At 50.7% G+C, this 23,738-nt stretch carries 27 protein-coding genes; 26 read left to right on the top strand and 1 reads right to left on the bottom strand.

Going from position 1 to position 23,738, the window contains the following annotated elements:
- The first annotated feature begins 11 nt into the window (after nt 1-11).
- The 13 genes from BLS58_RS00820 (at nt 12) to hepT (ending at nt 10,160) form a co-directional block, all read left to right on the top strand.
- Nucleotides 12-1,025, top strand: a complete 1,014-nt coding sequence (locus tag BLS58_RS00820; protein WP_090395655.1) for an NAD(P)H-dependent glycerol-3-phosphate dehydrogenase — start codon at nt 12-14, stop codon at nt 1,023-1,025.
- Nucleotides 1,026-1,100: 75 nt separating this feature from the next.
- The gene (locus BLS58_RS00815) at nt 1,101-1,355 is read left to right on the top strand and encodes a stage VI sporulation protein F (RefSeq protein WP_090395654.1); all 255 of its coding nucleotides are present in this window, start codon (nt 1,101-1,103) and stop codon (nt 1,353-1,355) included.
- 232 nt (nt 1,356-1,587) lie between these two features.
- Complete coding sequence (locus BLS58_RS00810) at nt 1,588-1,788, top strand: DUF2768 domain-containing protein (RefSeq protein WP_245723009.1); 201 nt, start codon at nt 1,588-1,590, stop codon at nt 1,786-1,788.
- 26 nt (nt 1,789-1,814) lie between these two features.
- The gene (locus tag BLS58_RS00805; protein WP_090395653.1) at nt 1,815-2,552 is read left to right on the top strand and encodes a hypothetical protein; all 738 of its coding nucleotides are present in this window, start codon (nt 1,815-1,817) and stop codon (nt 2,550-2,552) included.
- 232 nt (nt 2,553-2,784) lie between these two features.
- Nucleotides 2,785-4,266, top strand: coding sequence for a stage IV sporulation protein A (gene spoIVA, locus BLS58_RS00800; protein ID WP_090395652.1), 1,482 nt, complete (start codon nt 2,785-2,787; stop codon nt 4,264-4,266).
- A gap of 153 nt (nt 4,267-4,419) precedes the next feature.
- Nucleotides 4,420-4,983, top strand: a complete 564-nt coding sequence (folE, locus tag BLS58_RS00795) for a GTP cyclohydrolase I FolE (protein WP_090395651.1) — start codon at nt 4,420-4,422, stop codon at nt 4,981-4,983.
- A 78-nt stretch (nt 4,984-5,061) separates the two neighbouring features.
- On the top strand, nt 5,062-5,283 hold the full coding sequence (mtrB, locus tag BLS58_RS00790) for a trp RNA-binding attenuation protein MtrB (RefSeq protein ID WP_090395650.1): 222 nt from the start codon (nt 5,062-5,064) through the stop codon (nt 5,281-5,283).
- Nucleotides 5,284-5,316: 33 nt separating this feature from the next.
- Nucleotides 5,317-6,105, top strand: a complete 789-nt coding sequence (locus tag BLS58_RS00785) for a heptaprenyl diphosphate synthase component 1 (protein ID WP_143018847.1) — start codon at nt 5,317-5,319, stop codon at nt 6,103-6,105.
- A gap of 30 nt (nt 6,106-6,135) precedes the next feature.
- Nucleotides 6,136-6,858, top strand: a complete 723-nt coding sequence (locus tag BLS58_RS00780; RefSeq protein WP_090395649.1) for a demethylmenaquinone methyltransferase — start codon at nt 6,136-6,138, stop codon at nt 6,856-6,858.
- A gap of 1 nt (nt 6,859) precedes the next feature.
- Nucleotides 6,860-7,723: a UbiA-like polyprenyltransferase gene (locus BLS58_RS00775; protein ID WP_090395648.1), complete on the top strand. Its 864-nt coding sequence runs from the start codon at nt 6,860-6,862 to the stop codon at nt 7,721-7,723.
- Nucleotides 7,720-8,316 carry a UbiX family flavin prenyltransferase gene (locus BLS58_RS00770; protein ID WP_090395647.1) on the top strand — a complete coding sequence of 199 codons (597 nt, stop codon included), beginning with the start codon at nt 7,720-7,722 and terminating at the stop codon, nt 8,314-8,316. Before BLS58_RS00775 ends, BLS58_RS00770 begins: the two co-directional genes overlap by 4 nt.
- The gene (locus tag BLS58_RS00765) at nt 8,317-9,174 is read left to right on the top strand and encodes a menaquinone biosynthesis protein (protein WP_090395646.1); all 858 of its coding nucleotides are present in this window, start codon (nt 8,317-8,319) and stop codon (nt 9,172-9,174) included.
- A gap of 14 nt (nt 9,175-9,188) precedes the next feature.
- Nucleotides 9,189-10,160 carry a heptaprenyl diphosphate synthase component II gene (gene hepT, locus BLS58_RS00760; RefSeq protein ID WP_090395645.1) on the top strand — a complete coding sequence of 324 codons (972 nt, stop codon included), beginning with the start codon at nt 9,189-9,191 and terminating at the stop codon, nt 10,158-10,160.
- Between the two features lie 376 nt (nt 10,161-10,536).
- On the opposite strand, the gene BLS58_RS00755 is transcribed toward hepT, so the two are convergent.
- Nucleotides 10,537-11,022 (bottom strand): hypothetical protein, encoded by a 486-nt coding sequence (locus tag BLS58_RS00755; RefSeq protein WP_143018846.1) that lies wholly within the window; start codon nt 11,020-11,022, stop codon nt 10,537-10,539.
- 221 nt (nt 11,023-11,243) lie between these two features.
- Here BLS58_RS00755 and ndk point away from each other — a divergent pair, with 221 nt between their 5' ends.
- From ndk to BLS58_RS00690, 13 genes are all read left to right on the top strand, one after another.
- Nucleotides 11,244-11,639 (top strand): nucleoside-diphosphate kinase, encoded by a 396-nt coding sequence (gene ndk / locus BLS58_RS00750; RefSeq protein WP_090395643.1) that lies wholly within the window; start codon nt 11,244-11,246, stop codon nt 11,637-11,639.
- 15 nt (nt 11,640-11,654) lie between these two features.
- On the top strand, nt 11,655-12,452 hold the full coding sequence (locus BLS58_RS00745) for a CheR family methyltransferase (protein ID WP_090395642.1): 798 nt from the start codon (nt 11,655-11,657) through the stop codon (nt 12,450-12,452).
- A gap of 260 nt (nt 12,453-12,712) precedes the next feature.
- Nucleotides 12,713-13,885, top strand: coding sequence for a chorismate synthase (aroC, locus tag BLS58_RS00740; protein ID WP_090395641.1), 1,173 nt, complete (start codon nt 12,713-12,715; stop codon nt 13,883-13,885).
- The gene (gene aroB, locus BLS58_RS00735) at nt 13,885-14,964 is read left to right on the top strand and encodes a 3-dehydroquinate synthase (RefSeq protein ID WP_090395640.1); all 1,080 of its coding nucleotides are present in this window, start codon (nt 13,885-13,887) and stop codon (nt 14,962-14,964) included. Before aroC ends, aroB begins: the two co-directional genes overlap by 1 nt.
- A complete protein-coding gene (gene aroH, locus BLS58_RS00730; RefSeq protein WP_090395639.1) occupies nt 14,961-15,341 on the top strand; it encodes a chorismate mutase in 381 nt (126 codons plus the stop codon). The genes aroB and aroH overlap by 4 nt, the downstream gene beginning before the upstream one ends.
- A 203-nt stretch (nt 15,342-15,544) precedes the next feature.
- The gene (gene trpE, locus BLS58_RS00725; RefSeq protein ID WP_090395638.1) at nt 15,545-17,047 is read left to right on the top strand and encodes an anthranilate synthase component I; all 1,503 of its coding nucleotides are present in this window, start codon (nt 15,545-15,547) and stop codon (nt 17,045-17,047) included.
- Nucleotides 17,044-18,069, top strand: a complete 1,026-nt coding sequence (gene trpD / locus BLS58_RS00720) for an anthranilate phosphoribosyltransferase (RefSeq protein ID WP_090395637.1) — start codon at nt 17,044-17,046, stop codon at nt 18,067-18,069. The genes trpE and trpD overlap by 4 nt, the downstream gene beginning before the upstream one ends.
- The gene (gene trpC / locus BLS58_RS00715) at nt 18,062-18,826 is read left to right on the top strand and encodes an indole-3-glycerol phosphate synthase TrpC (RefSeq protein WP_090395636.1); all 765 of its coding nucleotides are present in this window, start codon (nt 18,062-18,064) and stop codon (nt 18,824-18,826) included. Before trpD ends, trpC begins: the two co-directional genes overlap by 8 nt.
- A gap of 1 nt (nt 18,827) precedes the next feature.
- Nucleotides 18,828-19,478, top strand: coding sequence for a phosphoribosylanthranilate isomerase (locus BLS58_RS00710; RefSeq protein WP_176764529.1), 651 nt, complete (start codon nt 18,828-18,830; stop codon nt 19,476-19,478).
- Nucleotides 19,459-20,661, top strand: a complete 1,203-nt coding sequence (trpB, locus tag BLS58_RS00705; protein WP_090395634.1) for a tryptophan synthase subunit beta — start codon at nt 19,459-19,461, stop codon at nt 20,659-20,661. The genes BLS58_RS00710 and trpB overlap by 20 nt, the downstream gene beginning before the upstream one ends.
- Nucleotides 20,648-21,448: a tryptophan synthase subunit alpha gene (gene trpA / locus BLS58_RS00700; RefSeq protein ID WP_090395633.1), complete on the top strand. Its 801-nt coding sequence runs from the start codon at nt 20,648-20,650 to the stop codon at nt 21,446-21,448. The genes trpB and trpA overlap by 14 nt, the downstream gene beginning before the upstream one ends.
- Before the next feature lie 40 nt (nt 21,449-21,488).
- Complete coding sequence (gene hisC / locus BLS58_RS00695; protein ID WP_090395916.1) at nt 21,489-22,586, top strand: histidinol-phosphate transaminase; 1,098 nt, start codon at nt 21,489-21,491, stop codon at nt 22,584-22,586.
- Between the two features lie 10 nt (nt 22,587-22,596).
- Nucleotides 22,597-23,730 carry a prephenate dehydrogenase gene (locus tag BLS58_RS00690; RefSeq protein ID WP_090395632.1) on the top strand — a complete coding sequence of 378 codons (1,134 nt, stop codon included), beginning with the start codon at nt 22,597-22,599 and terminating at the stop codon, nt 23,728-23,730.
- Nucleotides 23,731-23,738 lie beyond the last annotated feature (8 nt).

Here is a 23,738-nt window from a genome sequence, read left to right as displayed (position 1 = left end):
GGGACTCATAAATGGGGAGCAAAAAGATTGCCATGCTCGGCGCGGGAAGCTGGGGAACAGCTCTCGCGATGGTGCTCGCGGACAACGGGCACGATGTCACTATGTGGACGCGTCGCGCTGCAAAGGCACGGGAAATGAATGAACGAAAATCAAATGAACAGTACTTAAAGGATATCACACTTCCTGATCGTATTCATGTGACGACGGATTTCAACGAAGCCCTTGCCGATTGTGATGCGGTTATCATCAGTGTCCCGACATCAGGCATTCGGGAAACGACACGTCAGTTAATCCGGGCAGAAGTGAGCATCCCGCTCGTCGTACATGCAACAAAAGGGATTGAACCGGATACGCTTTTGCGGGTTTCGGAAATGATGGCCGAAGAAGGCTTGTATGCCTTGACGGCAAATGTTGTCGTATTGTCGGGTCCGAGTCACGCTGAAGAAGTAGCAAAGCGTCAGCCGACGACTGTAACCGTATCATCTGAAAGAAGTGAAGCCGCAGATAGTGCCCAGAATTTGTTCATGAACCCGAATTTTCGCGTGTATACGAGTCGGGATATGGTTGGCGTTGAGCTGGGAGGGGCCTTAAAAAATGTGATGGCCCTCGGCGTAGGCCTGGCCGCGGGCTTAGGCTATGGAGACAATGCGAGAGCGGCTATCATGACGAGAGGGATTGCTGAAATGACTCGTCTCGGTACAAAGGTCGGCGCTGATCCCTTAACGTTTGCAGGTTTGTCAGGGCTTGGAGATTTAATCGTAACGTGTACGAGCCAACATAGCCGTAATTGGCGCGCAGGTTATCAACTGGGAGAAGGCGCCCCCCTCGATCAGGTGCTCGACCAGATGGGCATGGTCGTTGAAGGGGTGAAAACGACACGAGCAGTCTCGCAGCTCGCCGAACGAGAGGGCATCGAAGTCCCGATCACAACGGCGATCTATGATGTCCTGTTCAATGACCAGTCACCGGTCCAGGCCGGCAAACAACTTATGGACAGAGTCCCCAAGCATGAAACGGAACACTAATCCCACCTCTCACTTCCCACCTCTAAACTGCATACACTATGTATGAGTAATGAATGGGAAAGGGATGAAAAACTCATGCATCATGATGATTTCTTTGATCGTATTCAGAATCAAACCAACGTCGACCCAAATGATTTGCAAAAAATGGCCAACGCCGCTGAAGGTGTGAACTTTCAGGATGAAGCTATGGTCAGACAACTCATAAATGAGGTGGCCAGAATGGCCGGTACCCGCGTTTCAAGGGAAAAAGAAGATTATTTGGTTCATGCGATTATCAATAACCAGGTCCCGCTTGATTTCGCATCGTTAAATCAATTATTCAGAGACTAGTTGTTCTGCTGGGCCGCCGCCAAGCGCGCTACGGGGAAGTGGCGCATAGGATATCGAGAACCATATCCTAAAAAGGAACCGCCTTTTTGGAAGAAAGGTTTAGTCAACCGGAGATGATTCGTCTCCGGTTATTGTCTTCGAACAGCCCTGTTTGTTGATTTGTCACTACCCCCACCCATTCGCAAAAATGGATCACTATGCTATAATGACAATGGTTAAAGGAGGTCATTCTGTGAGTGCACTGGATGCCATGTGGCTGTCTTTTTTTGGTTTATTTCTTATGTTTGTCTCCGCTGCCACCGCACTGCTGGGTCGCGAGAAACTGAGAGGTTTTTTCAGGTTTACCGTTCTTTCGTTTTCCTTTACTTGCTTGGTGATTGCAGGCATTATTATGCTTATTGTGGTCTTACCGGGTTCGAGGGCTGATCTATAGATGGACAGGTCTTGGAGGTGTTACATGTGTCACGACATCCGGGGTTAAGTGTCATCCTCGGTACGCTTATGCTTTTGGCCACGGGTTGTTTCTATCCGCAGGAAAATACCGATACCGGCACTTCACCGTCACAGAATCAGCCACACGGGGAACAGCTGCAATCCGTACAAACGGCGGTAGACGAATATCAAGCCGAGCACGGCGTCCCTCCGATCGAGGATTTTGAAGGCGACACGAATCTATATGAACGTTATCAGGTTGATTTTCAAGCTCTCATCCCCGCCTATATGCAGGATGTGCCCGCGAGCGCGTATGAGAATGGCGGCGATTTTTACTATACATTGATCGATGTTGAAGAAGACCCGGAAGTTCGGGTGATTAACGCGAACATTTTACATGAAGCGCGGGAATTTGAACGCGATATCCGCGAATACATGCGTGCCAACGAATTTCCGCCTATTGACGACATGGTGGGGCCGGGCGTATTCTCACTGGATTATGAGCGTTTAGGCTACGAGGAGCAACCGACGGTGGAAAGCCCCTATCATGCCATGAGCCTTCCGTTGTACCTCGATGAAAATGGCGATGTGATCATCGATTACAGCAGCGACTTGAATCGTCTCCTTCAGGAAGGGGATCCGAATATCGAAGACGAGGAGGATATTCGTCCGATTTTGACGGATGAATTCGCCGTTGCCCCTGTTTTATCAAGACCGTATACGATTGAAGACGGCGAACCGGCATTTAATGATAAAAGAGATTAAAGGTATTGTTCTAAACCTCTTTCTTTCTATCTATATATAGAGAGAAAGGGGTTTTTTCTATGGCCGGTGATGATCCCTTTACTGTGAGGGGATGAAAATAAAACATGAAGGCATAAGCCTTGAGAAATTAATGAAGAACGTCATAAAGGGATGGACAACATCATACGATGGAGTAGCGATCACAGATTTCGTAGAACGGAAGCAGCGTATATTTTAGAACGGAGGGGATCACGTGGAAAAAGTGGATATCTTTAAGGATATCGCGGAACGCACAGGAGGGGATATTTACTTAGGCGTCGTCGGTGCTGTGCGCACGGGGAAGTCGACCTTTATCAAGAAGTTCATGGAACTGGCTGTGCTTCCGCACATGGATGCAGAAACCGACCGGATACGCGCCCAGGATGAATTGCCGCAAAGCGCAGCGGGAAAAACGATCATGACGACCGAGCCTAAATTTGTACCGAATACGGCTGTGGAACTGCATGTCGATGAAGGCCTCGATGTGAACGTAAGATTCGTGGACTGTGTCGGCTACGCGGTGTCCGGTGCGAAAGGATATGAAGATGAGCATGGGCCACGCATGATCAATACGCCCTGGTATGAAGAACCGATCCCGTTTCAGGAAGCCTCAGAAATTGGTACGCGCAAGGTCATTCAGGAACATTCCACCCTCGGTGTGGTCGTGACCTCAGATGGATCGTTCGGGGAACTTGCCCGTGAAGAGTACGTGGAAGCCGAGGAACGTGTTATCGAGGAATTGAAAGAAGTCGGCAAACCATTTATCGTAATTGTGAATTCGGTCCGGCCCTATCACGAGGATACGAAAGAACTGCAGCGCCATCTGGAGGAAACCCATGATGTGCCGGTCCTGCCTTTAAGTGTAGAGACGATGTCGGAACATGATATTTACCGCGTGCTCAGAGAAGTGCTCTTTGAATTTCCGGTGCATGAAGTTAACGTCAACTTGCCCAGTTGGGTTATGGTGCTCAATGATGACCATTGGCTACGCACGGAATATGAAGAATCAGTCAAGGAAACGGTGCGTGATATTAAAAGGCTTCGCGACGTTGATCGTGTCGTCGGCCACTTTAGCGAGGACTTCGAATTTATCGACTCCGCTTCCCTGGCCGGCATCGAAATGGGCTTAGGCGTCGCGGATATCGATCTGTACGCCCCCAATGATCTTTACGATCGCATTCTCAAAGAAGTCGTCGGTGTCGAGATCCGCGGAAAAGATCATCTTTTGCAGTTGATGCAGGAATTTTCCCATGCCAAAAGTGAATACGATCAAGTCTCCGATGCTTTAAAAATGGTGAAACAAACCGGATATGGCATCGCGGCGCCTGCTCTTCCCGATATGAGCCTGGATGAACCGGAAATCATCAAGCAAGGATCTCGCTTCGGCGTGCGCTTGCGGGCTGTGGCCCCTTCGATTCATATGATCAAAGTGGATGTGGAATCCGAATTCGCACCGATCATCGGTACGGAAAAGCAGAGCGAGGAACTCGTCCGCTACCTCATGCAAGACTTTGAAGATGATCCGCTTTCGATCTGGAATTCCGACATTTTTGGCAGGTCACTCAATTCCATCGTCAGAGAGGGCATCCAGGCAAAAATATCACTGATGCCGGAAAATGCCCGCTATAAATTAAAAGAAACGCTTGAACGTATTATAAATGAAGGGTCAGGCGGATTGATCGCGATTATCCTTTAGTGATGTACCTCCGTTCATCGGGGGTGCATTTTTTTTCTTTATCATCTTGCCCCTGTAAGTGTTATAATCAAGACAGTCGCAAGTGGATTGCTTTTACGCGGGGGCTGTGCTAAAATCTCTAGCGATTAAACATACATAATGGAGGACCCAACGTTGAATACATTTGACCATGATAAATTGGAAGCAGCGGTGCGGCAATTGTTGGAAGCAATCGGCGAGAATCCGGACCGCGAAGGCATTACAGAAACACCTGCGCGTGTGGCGCGTATGTATGAAGAAATTTTCAGCGGCCTGAATGACGAGCCGGAAGAACATTTGCGAACGATTTTCGGGGAGGAGCATGAAGAACTTGTCCTCGTAAAAGATATACCTTTTTACTCCATGTGTGAACATCACCTTTTACCTTTTTTTGGAAAGGCGCATATAGGCTATATCCCTAAAAACGGAAGGGTCACAGGGTTGAGCAAGCTTGCCCGTGCGGTGGAAACGGTGGCGCGCAGACCGCAACTGCAGGAAAGAATTACGTCTGAGGTCGCCAATGCCCTTGTGAAAACGCTCGAACCCCATGGGGTGATGGTGGTCGTGGAAGCTGAACATATGTGCATGACGATGCGCGGTATTAAAAAACCGGGAAGTACCACCGTGACTTCCGCGGTACGCGGCGCCCTGGAAAAGGATCCTGCTTCGCGTTCTGAAGTGTTGGCACTCATAAATTGAAGGATTTAGCTGAACAAAATAGGTCGGTCACCTTCCGGCCTCTGACATCTGATCTCCGGCAAAGGAGGTGTGTAACCCGTGCGGGAAAATGATTTTTTTGTTATCAAGGCACAGGAAGATGGCGTGAACGTTATCGGATTGACGAGAGGAAATACGACTCGTTTTCACCATACCGAAAAACTCGACAAAGGCGAAACGATGATCGCCCAGTTCACAGAACATACGTCTGCCGTCAAAGTGCGCGGCAAGGCGGTCATTCAAACAGCCCATGGTGAAATGAAAACGGAAGAAGAGTCCTGAATCTTGGCTCCAAAAGAACCTGGAGGAACAAATATGGAGAGTATGACGACAGAACAGCAACAGCTCAAATCGGTCATCTCTGAATTCAACGACCTTAGTCATCATTATTTTCTGAAGAGATATGGGATGAGTCCCCCGTGTGATGAAGACAAGACTTGTTTTTTATTGCACGCGATACAAACCGAAACGCTTGATGAACGAGCGAAACTGGAACGGGTGATATCCGCGATGCTCCTCGATGCCGCCCTTACCGTCCATCACCATATTTCCTTACATAGTGACCGGACGTCTGATGGCACATACGAACAATTAACGGTGCTCGCCGGCGATTTATACAGCAGTATGTACTATAAAAGACTGGCGGAACTGGCGGACATTCCCCTCATTCGTTTGTTCAGCGAGTCGACCCAGACGATGAACAACGCCAAGGTGCGTTTACATGCCGGTGACTGGCACACGGCTGCTGAATTGGAGCGATTAATCTCGGATATGGAGGCGACGTTGATCGCTGGTCTTGCCGATTTTTATCAGCAGCAGGCGATCCAGCAAATCGTTCCCTATTTTTTGGGGCTAAGGAAATTGAAGGAAATGTTACACTTACTGGAGCAAGGCACGGAAAGCTGGGGATCATCCCTGCTTGCGCCGCTCGTGTCGAGCAGGCCGACAGATAGATGCGCTGATGAAGAAAAGTATCTTTTAAAGAAACGTCTCCGGGAGACGGTTGTAAGCCAACAGACGAAACTGCGAGAAGCCTTGGCGAATTTCAACAGCACCATCCCCTCCTCCCTCGCGGACCGTGTTCAGACGGTTATCGACGCCTGAAAGGTGCGAAATATAAAAAGGTGAATCCAAATGAATAAAAGAAAAGAACAACACGTCCACGACGTATTTGAGTCGATTTCAGGCCGATATGATCGCATGAACGGTGTGATTAGCCTGAAGATGCACACCTTATGGAGAAAAGATATGATGAAACGCATCGATTTTCAGGCGAACGCAAATGTGCTCGACGTATGTGCGGGGACCGCTGACTGGACGATCGCGAGTGCCCAACATCTTCAAGGCGGAGAGGTGATCGGACTTGATTTCAGCGAGCGGATGCTGGAAGTAGGGCGGGAAAAAATCCGGAAGGCCGGCGTGAGCAATGCCCGTTTAATTCATGGAAATGCCGGCGAATTACCGTTTGCGGCCGAAACGTTTGATATCGTTACGATCGGGTTTGGCCTACGGAATGTCCCGGAGCCGCACTTGACGCTCAAAGAGATGAACCGTGTGCTTAAACCCGGGGGACAAGCCCTTTGTCTGGAGACGTCCCGACCTGATAACGTTTTCATCAAGCCTGTATACAGCGTCTATTTTCAACGCGTGATGCCCAAACTTGGGAAATGGTTCACGGGTACGGATAAATACGAATGGCTCAACGAATCGACTGTTCACTTTCCGAACAAGCAAAAGCTTGCCCGCTGGTTCGAGGATGCCGGATTTGAAGAGGTGAACTATTGCAGTTACGCTGCCGGGGCAGCGGCCGGGCATTGGGGATTTAAACCGATGCCCGTGAAAGAAGAGAGGGAATGATGTGATACGGAAAATCAGAATTATACTCGAAATGATCAAGTTTGAACATACGATTTTTGCGCTGCCGTTTGCCTTTTTAGGGATGATTCTCGGAAGCTTTGAAATCACGGGGCAATGGCCGACGTTTTCGCAATGGATCTGGGTGACGGTGGCCATGTTCGGGGCGAGAAGCGCGGCCATGAGCCTAAACCGTCTGATCGATGCAGAGATTGATAAACGTAATCCCCGCACCGCTGAGCGGGCGATACCGGCTGGACTTATTTCCTACCTTGAAATTATCCTCTTTATTTTCGTATCATTAGTGTTATTATTCACAGCCGCCTTTCAATTGAATATGCTTGCCGTTTATTTACTGCCGGTGGCGGTGTTCTTTCTCGTTATCTATTCCTATACGAAGAGGTTTACATGGCTGTGTCATTTCATTCTCGGGATGACGATTGCCATCGCGCCTATGGGAGGATGGGTCGCAGCAACGGGGGGCTTGCATCCGGAAGCCTTTTTGCTCTTTTTTGTCGTGATGTTCTGGACTGCAGGTTTTGATATTATTTACGCGAGCCAGGATGCCGATCATGATCAGGAAGTCGGCTTGTATTCCATACCTGCCCGTTTTGGTGTTAAACGCGCCCTGCAAGTAGCCAGAAGTAGTCATGTCGTGAGCATTGTCGCGCTTTTTTCGCTTTTTTTCGTATCCGAATTAGGCATCATTTATTTCATCGGAGCTTGTATATCAGCAGCGATCATGATCTATGAGCATTCACTCGTCTCCGCGAGTGATCTTTCGAATGTCAACGTTGCTTTTTTTACGATGAATGGGATTGTGAGCATGGTCATGCTCGCGTTCACGATTGGAGATTTTATGATATGACAGATAGACAGCTGATCTACACAGTGGCCATGACCGGAGCGAGTGGTGCGATTTACGGTGTTCGACTCGTGCAGGGCTTGTTAAAACGCGGGGTGAAAGTCCATTTCCTCATGTCCGGCGCTGCATGGCAAGTGTTTGAACAGGAGCTTGAGCTGGACACTTCGGACCAGGAGGCGTGTTTACACACCTTGTTTCCGGAAGGGGATTTGCATATTCATGGCTTGCAAAATTTTTCGGCTCCTGTCGCCAGCGGTTCTTACCGCACTGACGGGATGGTTGTTGTGCCTTGCTCCATGGGGACGTTATCAAAAATCGCAAACGGCAACTCCGGGAGTTTGCTGGAACGCAGCGCGGATGTAGCCCTCAAGGAAGGGCGACAACTGGTAATCGTTCCGCGTGAGACCCCGTTGCACAGCATTCACCTCCACAATATGAAAACGATGGCCGACGCGGGAGCCACAATTATACCGGCGATGCCCGGGTTTTATCATAGACCCGAAACCGTTGATGATCTCGTCGATTTTGTCGTGGGAAAAATTTTGGATCGCCTCGATGTCGATCATCAGCTCTTTACACGCTGGGGGGATGAGTAAATGGTACGTGTCGGCGAGATCCTGTATACGAATGTCCACCCTTTCTTTTTTTACATGGACCGGGAAGCATTAAGCGCCCACAGCCGTTTCATCCCCAGTATTCCCGCCCGGTTGAATGATGCGATGGCCAACGGGGAGATCGACGTCGGCGCGATTTCTTCGTTTGCTTACGGGAAACAATACGAGGATTTGATCCTGATGCCCAATTTGGCGGTTGCTTCCCATGGGCCGGTGGGGTCGATTTTCTTGTTTTCCAGGGCCCCCATCGAAGATTTGGATGGTAAAAGCATTGCACTTACGCATAGCTCAGCGACGTCCAGCCATCTTTTGAAGATTATCCTCAGGCGGTTTTACGGTCACAGAAACATCGATTATACCACGATGGCTCCCGTCTACCAGGATATGCTTGAGAACCATGATGCTTGCCTGTTGATCGGGGATGACGCGATCCAGGCGAATTGGCGCGAACATGAACAAATGTATGTTTATGATTTAGGAGAAAGATGGTATCATTTCACGAGGATGCCAATGACTTTCGCCGTATTCGCGATGAGAAAGCAATCCCTTGCCGAAGAACCTCAAGCTTTACAAGCGCTTCATGATGATTGGAAAAAGAGCGAGGAGCGCGCACGTGCGGACGGATATGAAGAGCTGGCCCACGCCGTTGTGGCTGATCACGGCGGAAACATTCCTTTTTGGCAAGACTATTTTAAGACATTGCAACATCAATTTACACGTGTTGAACAACGCGGCCTTCTTCATTTTTACCGATTGGCCCATGAAGAAGGGTACTTGCCGAATCATGTCGATCGTCTAAGTGTTTGGGATATTGGCATGGGCATTCACTCCATACATTGAAGGAGCCACCGGTCATGAAACTAATCGACCACTACATGTATTTACGCGGTGATATACATCGCATCGAAAAAGAGATGGAACAAGCGGTTTCCAAAGCCCATCCCGTTCTTCAGGAAGCGACGTTGCAGTTGCTTCAGGCAGGCGGAAAACGCATTCGGCCTGTTTTTACATTATTGAGTGCCAAATTCGGAAACTATGATACGCAAGCGCTTAAACACATCGGTGTGGCGCTGGAGTTCGTCCATATGGCATCCCTCGTTCATGACGATGTCATCGATAACTCGGATTTGCGTCGCGGCAAATTAACCGTTAAGGCAAAATGGGACAATCGCGTCGCCATGTACACGGGCGATTATATGTTCGGGAAAGCGATTGCCCGTGTCGCCAACTTTGAGGAAGTCGGCATTCACGAAACGATGGCGTGGGTGATGCATGAAATGGCCGTCGGTGAAATCGAACAAATTCGTTTACAATATGAATGGGAGCAGAACATCAGAACGTACTTGCGAAGAATCAGGCGTAAAACGGCGGTTTTAATCGCGGGCAGTTGTAAAATGGGCGCCCAGGTGGCCGGTGTATCCCCACAGGTGCAGAAGGGGCTTTATCAATTTGGCTATTACGTCGGACTGGCTTTTCAGATCACCGATGATATTCTGGATTTTACAAGCTCGGAAGAAGCGCTCGGAAAACCGGCCGGTGGCGATTTGTTACAGGGGAATATCACTCTCCCTGTCATTTATGCCATGGAAAAAGATTCCGCACTGAAAACGGAGCTGCTCCAGACCTTTGCCGAAAGTCTGCCCTCCCGGGAAAAAATGGCGCATTTACTGGAACAAATCAAGGAAAGCGGTGGAGTTGAATACGCCCGAGCGATTAATAATCGTTATTTAAACAAAGCGTATCAAACGCTGGAGACGTTACCGGATATTCCTGCGCGCCGCTCTCTATTTGAAATTGCCAACTATATTGGCGAACGCGACCATTAATGAGCATGAGGGAAACCCTTCATGCTCGATCTTTTTGTACTGGGGCAGAGCGGTGGGCAGGCTTTTTCGCCGTCACTGGATGATGGCGCCCTAACGTGGGATCGCGAAAGCGGTTAGGTCGTCAACGGAGAAGGATGGTACCCCTAACGTGGGATTGTGTAAGCGGTTAGGTCGTCAACGGAGTAGGACGGCGCCCTAACGTGGGATCGGCGGAAGCGGTTAGGTCGTCAACGGAGTATGATGGTGCCCTAACGTGGGAATGCGGAAGCGGTTAGGTCGTCAACGGAGTATGATGGTGCCCTAACGTGGGAATGCGAAAGCGGTTAGGTCGCCAACCTCGACTTAATATCCCAAATGCGTGGCCGTGCTAGTCTTTTTATAACGGCCACCAGATGGACCTAGAAGCGTTGCCACCGCCGGAACGAAAAGAGGCAGTAAAACGAACGAGTAAAAGAGTAAGCCGAGGACGACAAGCGTACTGATCTGTAGAAGGGTGAGCACGCCCGAGGCACCCGATTAAATTCGTGAAGATCAACTCGTTAAGCGCAGCGGTTCCAAAGTAGGTGGCTACCAGTGAAAACAAGACATAAAGCGGCATGATAAGCGAACGAAAGAGCACGCACAACGCGATAAGATCTTCCTGCAGCGATGACAACTGCCGTTCGATTTCATTCGCCTGTTGCCGGGAAACGCCTTCTTCGTCGTAGTAGGCGATGATCACTTCTTCACCGACAAAACCGTCATGCTCGCCGATCAATTGTTCAAATTGTTCCGTTGGGTAATCCGGAGGGACTTCAACCTGGCCTTCTTCACTGACCAATTGATCCATGTCCGGAGACAGTATGAATAGGATGATCGTCAAAAAAGCCCAAATGAGCGGATATAAAATTAGCTGCCTTACTCGTTAAACGGCTGCTCATGTTGTCACCTCGCTGGCATTTTCCATCCTCTGCCACCATATCATAGATGTCCGTGCCCACGCTTACTTGAGAACAGTCCCGGCGGGTATTTTCACAAACAGAGAAAGAGATGGTATACTAAGCTCGTGGACAGCTACAACTGACGAAAGAGGAGTGGAACAGGATGGAACAAACATTTGTCATGGTTAAGCCGGATGGTGTCAGGAAACAGTTAATCGGAGACATCGTTTCCCGGTTTGAAAGACGCGGGTATACATTGCGGGATGCAAAAGTGATGACCATTCCCCGTGACTTGGCGGAAGAACACTATGGTGAACATCGCGATAAACCTTTTTTCGGAGACCTCGTTCAATTTATTACGTCCGGACAAGTCTTCGCCATGGTTTGGGAAGGCGAAAATGTGGTTGAAAATGCCCGTACCATGATGGGGCCAACGAATCCAAAAGAGGCCGCCCCGGGCTCGATCCGCGGTGACTATGCGACGGATGTCGGCGAAAATATCATCCACGGATCTGACTCTCCGGAAAGCGCCGAACGGGAAATCGCTTTATTCTTCTAGAGCAGGGTGGTGCTCATGCAGGATGATTACAGTTTTTTCAAAACCGCGATCTTGCGACAAACAGGCATTGATTTATCCGCTTATAAAGAGCGGCAAATGAAGCGACGACTGGAAACGCTCTATAAACAGCACCATTTTTATTCTTTTCGCTCCTTTTTTCAAAGGGGCTTGCAAAACGATCCCGCCCTCTGGCAAGCGTTTTTTGATAAAATGACGATCAACGTTTCGGAGTTTTATCGAAACAAAAAGCGGTGGGAACGCTTCGAATTTGACATCCTTCCGCAGTTATTGGAAACGCGGGGAAAGCTGCAATTGTGGTCCGCCGCTTGTTCATCGGGTGAAGAAGCGTACACGGCTGCGATGATCACGAGTAAATATCGAGCGCTTACGGACGTCTCCATTTTGGCGACAGATATTGATAGAGAAGCTTTGCAGAGGGCGAAAGCCGGTCGCTATCAAGAGAAATCGGTACGCGAAGTCGTTCCTGCCGAGCGCAAACGCTGTTTCGACGAAGAAGGGAATCACTATCGGGTCAAACCGATGTTCAGGGATACGATCCGCTTCAAACGACATAATTTGTTGGCGGATCCTTACCCTCGTGAGCAAGATCTGATCATTTGCCGAAACGCCCTGATTTATTTTACCAATGCGGCGAAGGAACAGATTTATCATCGTTTAAACCAGTCGCTTAAGAGCGGCGGTTTTTTATTCGTCGGCAGCACGGAGCAACTTTTTTCGCCGGAAACCTACGGATTTGAACATGTCGGCAACTTTTTTTATCGTAAAAGGCATTCATCTTCACGATTGTGGTGACTTATGATAAAATTTACTGCATAAAAGCACTAAAGAAAACTTGGCTTATCGCCAAGCCTGGCGAAAGCCTTAGTTGCACTTATGCATGATAAGAAACCATCATGGCGGCTGAGCATACCGCCACCATCTATCATGAAAACAACTGATTTAGCGCAAAAAGTATAATCGTGACATATGTTGGTTATACTGATTGGTTTGCGCTGCTCCAATAATGGTTGTTTTCATACAAAAGTAACGCGCCTATAGACAGGGGGAACAACATGCGCTTTCTAACAGCTGGTGAATCTCATGGTCCCGGGCTAACGACGATTATCGAAGGGGTGCCCGCCCATCTTACGCTGTCACAAACGGATATCAATGATGAATTAAAACGTCGGCAAGGCGGATATGGCCGCGGCCGACGCATGAAAATCGAGAAAGATCTCGTCGAGATTATGAGCGGCGTTCGCCACGGAAAAACGACGGGGGCGCCCATTGCGCTCACGGTGACGAATGATGATTTTGTGCACTGGGCAAAGGTGATGGGCATCGATGCCCTCCACGCCGAAGATGAAAAACAAGTCCGAAACAAGACCATCTCCCGCCCGCGTCCCGGGCACGCCGATTTGAACGGTGCGATCAAGTACAATCATCGCGACATGCGCAATGTGCTCGAACGGTCGTCGGCCCGGGAGACGACGATGCGGGTAGCGGCCGGGAGCGTGGCAAAAAAACTGTTAAAATCGCTCGACATTACCGTCGGTGTTCACGTGCTCAATATCGGCGGGGTAGAAGCGGAAGCCGACTACGAAAATGTGCACGATTTAATCGAACGGGCGGAGGCCTCCGATGTCCGTTGTGTGGATTCGGCGGCCGGCGAAAAGATGAAAGTAGCCATCGATGAAGCGAAAAAGAACGGCGATTCCATCGGCGGCATCGTGCAGGTCGTCGTCGAAGGGGTTCCGATCGGTCTCGGCAGTCATGTTCATTATGATCGCAAGCTGGATGGAAAGCTGGCGGGAGCGGTGATGAGCATCAATGCCTTTAAAGGGGTCGAGGTGGGCATCGGCTTTGAGGCTGCGAACCTTCCCGGCAGCCAGGTTCATGATGAAATCGCCTGGGATGAAGAACAGGGATACCACCGGAAAAGCAATCGTCTCGGCGGCTTTGAAGGCGGGATGACCAACGGTATGCCTCTCAAGATCAACGGGGTTATGAAGCCGATTCCCACCCTGTATAAACCGCTGCAAAGCGTGGATATTGAGTCGAAAGAGGCGTTCTCCGCTTCCATCGAGCGTTCAGACAGTTGTGCGGTTCCGGCGGCCGCCGTCGTCTGTGAAAATGTGATCGCGTTTGAACTTGCGGACGCCATCGTGGATATGTTCGGCCATGACCGTTTCGATCGTATTCAGGAAGCGATTGCGCACCATCGTGCGGAAGCGAGGAACTTTTAATGCAAACCGTTGACGTAACGGCCCCTTCCCGTTCTTACACCATTACCATCGGGAGCCGTCTGCGGAAGAAGCCGTACGCTTATTTACCGACAGACTGGGCCCGGGGCAGCAATCGTCTGTTGATCCTAACCGATGAGCGTGTGGCTTCTTTGTATTTAGACGAAGTATACGCGGCCTACGCCGAGCAGTTGCCGGTCGATACGTATGTCCTACCCGCCGGCGAAGGCTCAAAATCGTTTTCGGGATATGAACAGGCTACGAGCGCCTGTCTTCGTGCCGGTCTTGATCGTGACAGCGCCATCGTAGCCCTTGGAGGTGGCGTGATGGGTGATTTGGCCGGATTCGCGGCGGCCACATATATGCGCGGTATTTCCTTTATTCAAATGCCGACAACCTTGCTCGCCCATGACAGCAGCGTCGGAGGGAAAACGGGGATTAACCATCCGGACGGCAAGAATATGATCGGGGCCTTTCACCAACCCGACGCCGTCCTTTACGATGTTGATATGCTTGACAGTTTACCTGCGGAGGAATGGTTGTGCGGGTTTGGGGAGGTGATCAAGCACGGGTATATCGCCGATTCCCGTGTGCTTGAAGAGGTCAGGCAAACCGGTCCTTTTACGATCAGCGACCAACTCCTCGCCGCTTCGATCGAGGTTAAAAAAGACATCGTCAACGAGGATGAACGCGAGCACGGCATCCGCGCCCATTTGAATTTTGGCCATACACTCGCGCACGCATTGGAAAAGACAGCCGGTTACGGCGTGCTGACACATGGGGAAGCAGTCGTCAACGGCATGGTGTTTGCCATGTACGTCGGCCGCCAACTTGGTTACGCCGGACCTGAACCACTGGAAGAATTGCAGTGGCTGCGTACATTCGGATATTCTTTTAAGCCGCTACGGCAAATGGACCCGACCCGCATCTTGCAGGGAATGAAAAAAGACAAGAAAACACGGTCCGGGACGATCCGTTATGTCATACTTGCCGAGGCTCAACAACCGATCATCGTTACGATATCCGATGAAGAATTATTATCGTTGCTGGAATCGTTCAAGAAGGAGATGGAGTTCACATGAGAGGCATTCGCGGAGCGACGACCGTTGATCGCAATGAAGCCGAACATATACGGGAGCGGACGAAAGAATTATTGACGGAAATGACTGAAAAAAACGAGGTTGACCCCGCTCAGGTCGTCCATATTTGGTTTACCGTGACCGACGATATCGATGCCGCCTTTCCCGCGAAAGCGACGCGCATGTTGCCGGGGGATTGGACGTATGTCCCGGTTATGTGCGCCCGGGAGATTCCGGTGCCGGACAGTTTGCCGCGCTGCATCCGCATCATGATGACCGTAAATACCGAGGCACGCCCCGAGACGATTCGGCATATTTTCAGGGAAGACGCGGTACAGCTTCGCACAGATTTAAGTGCTGTTGACAAAACAAGCCGGTGAGGCTTATGCTTAGAAGTAATTGAATATAAGCGTTTCATGAATTGAGTATAGTTGAGTTGAGTGGAGAAGAGTAAGGAGAGAAGAGCCGAGGCTACGTATGTATGTGACCTATCCACTCATCCCGATTTTGGGATGAGTTTTTATATGACGGGTCTTCCCGCTTATTCCCCACGCTTCTCATCAAGATGAGAGGTGAGCAAAGTATGATCACATCCTTTGATTTTTTTCGAAAAGAGGCGGAGCAGTATCGTCTCGTGCCGATTGTAAAGCGCATGTTCGCGGATACAACCACACCGATTGAGATTTTCAGGCAATTACAGACGGAGGCGGTTTGTTTGCTCGAGAGCAATGATACCTCTTCTCAGTGGTCGCGTTTTTCATTCATCGGCTTAAATGCGCCTTACCGGTTAAAAGAAACAGAGTCAGGCTTTGAGTTGGTGACATCCGCGGGAGAATCTCTTGTCAGCGCCTCTGATTTGCCTACCGTTTTCCAGGAAGCCTTTCAGGTGTTAAACCCTTCTCCGGCTTCTGAAAGTGGTGTTCCCTTTCCCGGCGGAGCGGTTGGCGTCCTTCCTTATGACGCGATTCGTCATCAGGAACAGCGGATCAACAAACCGAAAGAAGAGACGCTTGAACCGGTACATTTTCTGTTTTGTGAGACGATCATCGCTTTTGATCATGAACAGGCGACACTGACGGTCGTTCATTATAAGGATTGCGACGAGCAGGTGGTGGCGGACGCTTATCGTGAAGGGGTTGCGGATGTGGAAGCGCTCGTTGCCCGCATGCAAAAGAAGCGGGAGAATGACGCTTTTTCCGGCGAAATGTCGGAAAAAAAGGCGCCCTCTTTTAAAAACGTGACTTCCAATTACAGCCGTGAGCAGTTTCTTGCCGCTGTTGAGAAGATCAAAGCCTATATTGAGCAAGGGGATGTTTTTCAAGCCGTCCTTTCCCAGCGCTTCGAATGTGAGGTTCGGACATCGGCCTTTATGATCTATCGCGTCTTACGTCGTTTAAATCCATCTCCCTATATGTTTTTTCTTAGACTTGACGGAAAAGAGATTGTGGGGAGTTCGCCGGAACGTCTTGTGGAAGTGAAAGAAGGCCGAGTGGAGATTCATCCGATTGCCGGCACGAGAAAACGGAGTCAGGACCCTCATGAAGATGATAAGATCGCCGAAGAAATGCTCTCTTCTCCGAAGGAGCGGGCCGAACACCAAATGCTCGTGGATCTGGCGCGAAACGATGTCGGCCGAGTCGCGCGCTACGGGACAGTGCGAACGCCGGTTTTTATGGACGTCGGGAAATTTTCGCATGTGATGCATATCGTTTCCAAAGTTGCCGGCGAATTAACACCGGACATTCATCCGTGGGCGGCTTTACTGGCCGGGTTTCCGGCGGGTACGTTATCAGGAGCACCGAAAGTGCGGGCAATGGAGATTCTTCAGGAACTGGAGCCGACGAACCGGGGCATTTACGCGGGCGGGATCGGCTATATCGCCTATAACGGCCATATTGATTCTTGCATCGCGATTCGCACGATGGTCGTGGAGGATACAAAAGTCCGCGTCCAGGCCGGAGCCGGAATCGTCGCGGATTCCGTCCCGGAAGAGGAATATGAAGAGACGATCAATAAGGCATCCGCCCTTTTTAGCGCGATCGAAACTGCAGAAGAGATGAGCAAAGAGGAGATGAGTCAGAAATGATCAAAGACGTATTACAATCGCTTATTGAGGGGCACACCCTCTCGGAAGAAACCGCGGAAGCGGTGATGCATGAGCTTATGAACGGAGAAGCAGAGGAAAGCCAAATCGGCAGCTTGTTAACGCTCCTTCGCTATCGCGGAGAAACGGTCGCGGAATTAACGGGATTCGTGCGTGCGATGCGAGCGCATACCACGCCCGTCCCTCGCCCATCCCACCGAACATTGCTTGATACGTGCGGAACCGGCGGCGATCAGCTTTCCACTTTTAATATTTCAACAGCGGCGGCGATTGGTGTGAGTGCCTGCGGCATTGCCGTAGCCAAACATGGCAACCGCTTTGTTTCTTCGAACAGTGGCAGTGCTGATGTATTGGAACAATTGAACCTTCCCATTGACAAGAACCCGGCGGATTTAGATACGACGATTGCTGAACAGGGCCTGTTTTTTCTGTTCGCGCCGGTGTACAATAGCGCGATGAAACATGTGGCGAAAGCCCGCAAGGCATTAGGCTTTCGGTCGATATTCAACCTCCTCGGCCCATTGACGAACCCGGCACGCGCGGATGTTCAGGTTGTAGGAGTGTTCGATCGAAACTATGGAAAAATGATGGCCGAGGTACTACGACGCCTGGGCACGAAGCGAGCGCTGTTCGTTACCGGGGAAGAAGGCATTGACGAAATGACGATCACCGGGAAAACATATGTGACCGAGTTGGATGGGGACAGAATAAGTTCGTATACGATCGAACCGGAAATGTTCGGCATTCAGAGAGGATCGCTCCCGGACATACAAGCGACTTCAGTTGCCGAAAGCGCGACGATGATCCATAATATATTCTATAACCATGCCTCTGAAAGTGCGAAGCAAGTCTTTTTACTCAACATAGCGGCAGGTTTATATGTGAGCGATGAAGAAAAAAGCTGGACTGACGCTTATGAACGCGCGTACCATGCGTTGAAGGATGGTACGATTCTCGCGCATTTTCAACAACTGCAAAGAAAGGCCGGAAAAATTCATGCTTAGAGAGATCGTCGATCGCAAACAGGAAGACTTGAAATTTTTCCGACTCCCTCGTCGGGAAGAAATGGAACATCATTCATTGGAAAAAGCGCTTGCCTTCGCGGCGAATCATGACGGGATCGGTTTAATCGCGGAAGTTAAACGGGCGTCTCCGTCAAAAGGCCCGTTGGCTGAAAATCTCGATGTTGTCGCGAGGGCGAAAGCTTATGAGGCCGGTGGCGCCGATGCGATATCGGTGCTGACCGACGGTCCTTATTTTCAGGGGTCGATAACGGATTTGATCAACGTCAAACAAGCGGTAAACGTACCCGTCTTGCGAAAAGATTTTATCATTGATGATCGGCAAATCGAAGAGAGTGCACGCATCGGTGCCGATGCGGTATTGTTAATCGCGTCCATTCTCGATCCCGATCACCTGAAAGATATGGCGAAAATGGCACATGCGCTTGGATTGGAAACGCTCGTGGAAGTGCATACAGAAGAGGAAACTAATGCGTTGCTTGAAGTATATGAGCCTCCGTTGGTCGGGATAAATAACCGTGACTTGCAGACTTTTGCGACAGATATCAATCAGACGGTGACCATCTCCGAAACGATTCCGACCCAAAGTCTGATCGTGAGCGAGAGCGGGATCCACAGCGCCGATGATGTCGGCGTGATCGCCCGTGCAGGTGCCAAAGCGATGTTAATCGGGGAAAGACTTGTCGCAGACGAGGACCCTGAAACGACGATCCCGGATCTTAAGAAAGGAGCACGCTAGAGTGACAGACATAAAATTTTGCGGATTACAATCGGAAGAAGATGTGCAAAACGCCGTTGCGGCAGGCGCGAGCGCGCTCGGTTTCGTGTTTGCGGACAGCAAGCGCCAGGTAGCTCCTGAGGCTGTGAATGCGTGGCTCGAGAGCGTTTCGCTGCATGACCAGCAAACGGTAGCTGTATGCGTGAACCCGGACCACGCCGATGTAGCTGCCATCATCGACATCGCTCCATTGGATACGTTGCAATTTCACGGGGATGAACCCCCCCAGTTTTTAAAGGAAGTGAAAGCAAAGACAGGTAAAAGAGTCATTAAAGCTTTTCGGCATCAAAAAGGGACATTGGATCAGCTTTCCGCGTTTGCACCTGTCGTTGACGGCTTTCTCCTAGACGCGGGGACGAAAGCGCAAAGGGGAGGAACCGGCAGACGTTTTGACTGGAAGGCCGTTCCCATCTATGTGCATTTTGCGAGGCAACTGAACCGACCGCTTTGGATCGCGGGCGGTATCTCGCCGGACAATATAGCAGGGCTGCTCGCTCATCATCCTGACGGGATTGATATTGCCAGCGGAATCGAAAAGGAAAAACGAAAAGACGTGAACAAAATGGAAGCGATCGTAAAGCAGGTGAGTGCAGATGACCGTGTCTTATCCTGATGCCCGCGGCCGTTATGGGAAGTTCGGCGGGAAATATGTCCCCGAGACGGTCATGGCCGCCCTCGAAGAGTTGGAAGCCGGTTTTCAGGAGGCTATCGCCGATCCTGCTTTTATGACCTCTTTCCGAGACGTCCTCCGCGATTACGCGGGCAGACAAACGCCACTTACGTATGCAGAACGTCTCTCGCAGCATACGGGCGGTGCGAGCATCTATTTAAAAAGGGAAGACCTCTTGCATACCGGAGCGCATAAAATCAATAATGCCATCGGCCAGGCGCTCCTTGCCGTTCGGATGGGCAAGAAAAAAATTGTCGCGGAGACGGGCGCAGGCCAGCACGGTGTCGCCGCGGCCACCGCTGCTGCCAAATATGGGCTCGAATGCAAAATTTTTATGGGCGCCAAGGACATGGAAAGACAACGTCTGAATGTGTTTCGGATGGAACTGTTAGGCGCGGAGGTGATCCCCGCGGAAAGCGGGAGCCAGACGCTTAAGGACGCGACGAATGAAGCGATTCGCTACTGGGTGGCGAATGTCGAAGATACCGTCTATTTGATCGGTTCCGTCGTTGGTCCCCATCCCTATCCGCAGATGGTGCGGGAATTTCAGCGCGTCATCGGCGAAGAGGCGAAAGCGCAGATAGAAGAGTCACCTGCCGCTGTCGTCGCCTGTGTGGGCGGCGGGAGTAACGCGATCGGTATGTTCAGTGCGTTTCTTGAAGATGAAAACGTAAGCTTATACGGGGCAGAAGCAGCCGGGCGCGGACTGGATACGGAGGAACATGCCGCGAGTCTCACGAAAGGGATCCCCGGGGTGATTCACGGGGCCTTTACGTCTTTGCTCCAGGATGAGGCCGGGCAAATCACCGAACCTTATTCGATTTCGGCCGGACTGGATTATCCCGGCATCGGCCCGGAACATGCCCATTTGTCCGAAACCAAGCGCGTGACATACGAAGCGATTAGCGATGAAGAAGCGCTGCAGGCCCTCTCACTGCTAACAAAAACGGAAGGTATCCTCCCTGCGCTTGAAAGCGCGCACGCCCTTGCACTGGCGCTGCGTAAAGCCAAATGGATGTCCCCGGCAGATAAATTGCTCGTCTGTTTGTCAGGACGCGGCGATAAGGATGTAGAAACGATAAGACATGAATGGGACGGAGAGGGGAACGACGATGAACAGCGTTGAACAAGCCGCACGTGCCGCCGAAGATCAGTTGTTTATTCCCTATATGATGGCTGGAGACCCTTCATTCGACGCTTCTGTCGAAATTGCTCTGCAGCTTGAAGCAGCCGGTGCTCATATTCTGGAGCTGGGCGTTCCTTATACCGATCCTTTAGCTGACGGGCCGGTGATTCAGGAAGCGAGCCACCGGGCCCTGGACGAAGGCATGACCCTCACACAAACATTTTCACTCGTCGTCGCCATGCGCGAACGCGGCGTCACCATCCCGATCGTTCTTTTCTGCTATGTGAACCCGTTGCTTCGTTTCGGCATCGACGCCGGCGCTGAAGCTGCTGCCCGGGCCGGGGCAGACGGTTGGTTGATTCCGGATCTTCCGTTTGAAGAAAATGAAGACGTGCGCGCAAGTTGTCGCCGAAATGATCTGGCTTTGGTTTCCCTCGTCGCCCCCACATCCGAAAAACGGATTCAAAGCATTGCGAGCCAGGCGGAAGGTTTCCTCTATTGTGTTTCAAGCCTGGGCGTCACCGGTGTGAGGAATGCGTTTGCCGAAGGGATTGATTCCTTTTTGCAGGAAGCGAGGGCTTATAGTCAAGTGCCGCTCGCCATCGGCTTTGGCGTTTCCAGCAGCCAACAAGTAGAGGCGATACAAGCGCGAGGGTATGGAGCGATTGTGGGCAGTGCCATCGTGCGGGAAATCGGTAAGCGAAAAGAGGCCCTGCGCCATGAGCATTCACGGCCGCAAGCACTCGAGGACATCAAATCCTTTGTGGAAACGCTCGTTTCGTCATAAAATTGGGGGAGAAAGAAAAGGAGATTCGCGTTTTATGAAAATGAAAATGAAACCTGTCGTTAACCAACTCCGTCCGTATGAACCGGGAAAACCGATCGAAGATGTCAAAGCGGAGTACGGGCTGGATAAAGTGATAAAACTGGCTTCCAATGAAAATCCATATGGTTCTTCTCAAGCCGTGCAAAAACGGCTGACAGAGGCGAGTACGCCACAACTCTACCCGGATGGACACGCGAGCGTCTTGCGTCGGGCGGTCGCCAATCACCTGCAGGTGGAAGAGGGACAGCTGCTCTTCGGAGCCGGCTCTGACGAAGTGATTTTACTCCTCTGCCGGGCGATGCTGACGGAGGATACGAACACCGTGATGGCGACACCGACGTTTTCCCAGTATAAGCATAATGCCCTCATCGAAGGGGCTGAGATTATTGAAGTCCCGCTTAAAGACGGCTTTCATGACCTGCCGGCCATGGCCGAGGCTATCGATGAGAAAACGCGTATCGTCTGGGTGTGCAATCCCAATAATCCTTCCGGCACCTATAACAATGCCGACGATTTTTCCGCGTTTATGGAACGGGTACCAAGTGATGTCCTCGTCGTGAGCGATGAAGCCTATGCGGAATATGTAGAGGCGGACGATTATCCCGACACGCTCTCGCTGCTTAAGTCTTATGATAATTTATTTATTTTACGTACGTTTTCCAAAATGTATGGCCTTGCCGGTTTAAGGATTGGATACGGCGTCGGCGTAAAGGATTTCGTCTCCAAAGTCGAACCGCTCAGACCGCCGTTTAACACGACAACGCTCGCGCAAACAGCGGCTATCACCGCTCTTGAGACGCAAACATTCGTCGCTGATTGCCATCGCAACAATCTCCATGAAAAGAAGAAGCTCGAGAGTTTTTTTCGAGATCAGGACTGCTACTGTTATCCGAGCGAGACGAATTTTATCCTCGTGGATGTAGGCGTAAGCGGCGATGATGTTTTTCAGGCGCTCATTCGCCGGGGCATTATCGTTCGTTCCGGAGAAGCGCTCGGCTTTCCTCACTGTATTCGCATCTCGATTGGAACAGAAAACGAAAACGAACAACTCATGACCGCTTTTGCCGAGTGGAATGCGCATGGCAAAATGAAAGTATAGGTGAAACGATATGACGAAGCGCGCCTCCTCACATTCGCACGATCCTCCCAAAGTTATCATTATTGGCCTGGGCCTCATCGGCGGCTCAGTGGCCCTTGCCATTCGTGCTTCCCATCATGTACATATCATCGGCATCGATATACATGAGCCATCGTTACAGATGGCCAAATCGCTGGACATCATCGACGAGGGACATACATCGATATCAACGACCGTTCAGGACGCGGATCTCATCGTGATCGCCACCCCTGTCTCCAAAACGATGGAGCTGCTGGCGTCACTGGCGCGTCACCCGCTAAAAGTCGGCATGATGATTACGGATGTCGGAAGCACGAAGGAAACGGTTGTGACCGAAAGTGAGCGCTTGTTCAACGAGCACGAGGTCACATTTATCGGCGGGCACCCTATGGCGGGGTCGCACAAAAGCGGCGTACAGGGTTCGCGGCCCGATCTATTCGAAAATGCTTTCTATATTTTAACGCCGGGAAAAAATGTGGATACGTTTGCCGTGGAACGTTTGAAACGCTGGTTGATCGGCACGAATGCCCGTTTTATTGAATTGGAGGCCGAGCAGCATGATTTGCTTGCGGGTAGTGTCAGCCATCTTCCGCACATCGTGGCGGCGTCACTCGTGCACCAGTTAATCGATTTAAAGCAGCATCACCCTGTTCTAAGCGATCTGGCTGCCGGTGGATTCCGGGATATTACCCGCATCGCTTCAGCCAATCCCATCATGTGGCGTGACATTTTAGTGCACAACAAACATGTACTCATCCCGATGATGGAGCGTTGGCAAGCGGATATGCAAACGGTGCAAAACTTGATCGAAGAAGGCGACGATGACCGTTTGCAACAGTTTTTTTCGGAAGCCAAACGGCATCGGGATGAATTGCCGGCGAAAAAGAAAGGGGCGATTCCCGCTTTTTATGATTTATTCGTCGATGTCCCTGACCATCCGGGTGTGATTTCGGAAGTGACGGGTATTCTCGCCGACCATGACATCAGCATTACGAACATCCGCATTATGGAAACGCGCGAGGACATCATGGGCGTGCTCCGCTTGAGCTTTCGTAAGGAAGCGGACCGTCAACGGGGGCTCGATTGTCTGGAAGCCGAACAATTTAACACCTATATCAGTGAATAAGGGGAAGA

Origin of the sequence: Natribacillus halophilus (genome assembly GCF_900100185.1) — a bacterium.
In the GTDB taxonomy this organism is placed as follows: Bacteria; Bacillota; Bacilli; order Bacillales; family Marinococcaceae; genus Natribacillus; species Natribacillus halophilus.
The sequence above is the reverse complement of the archived record's forward strand: the minus strand, read 5'-3'. Positions and strand labels throughout refer to the sequence as shown.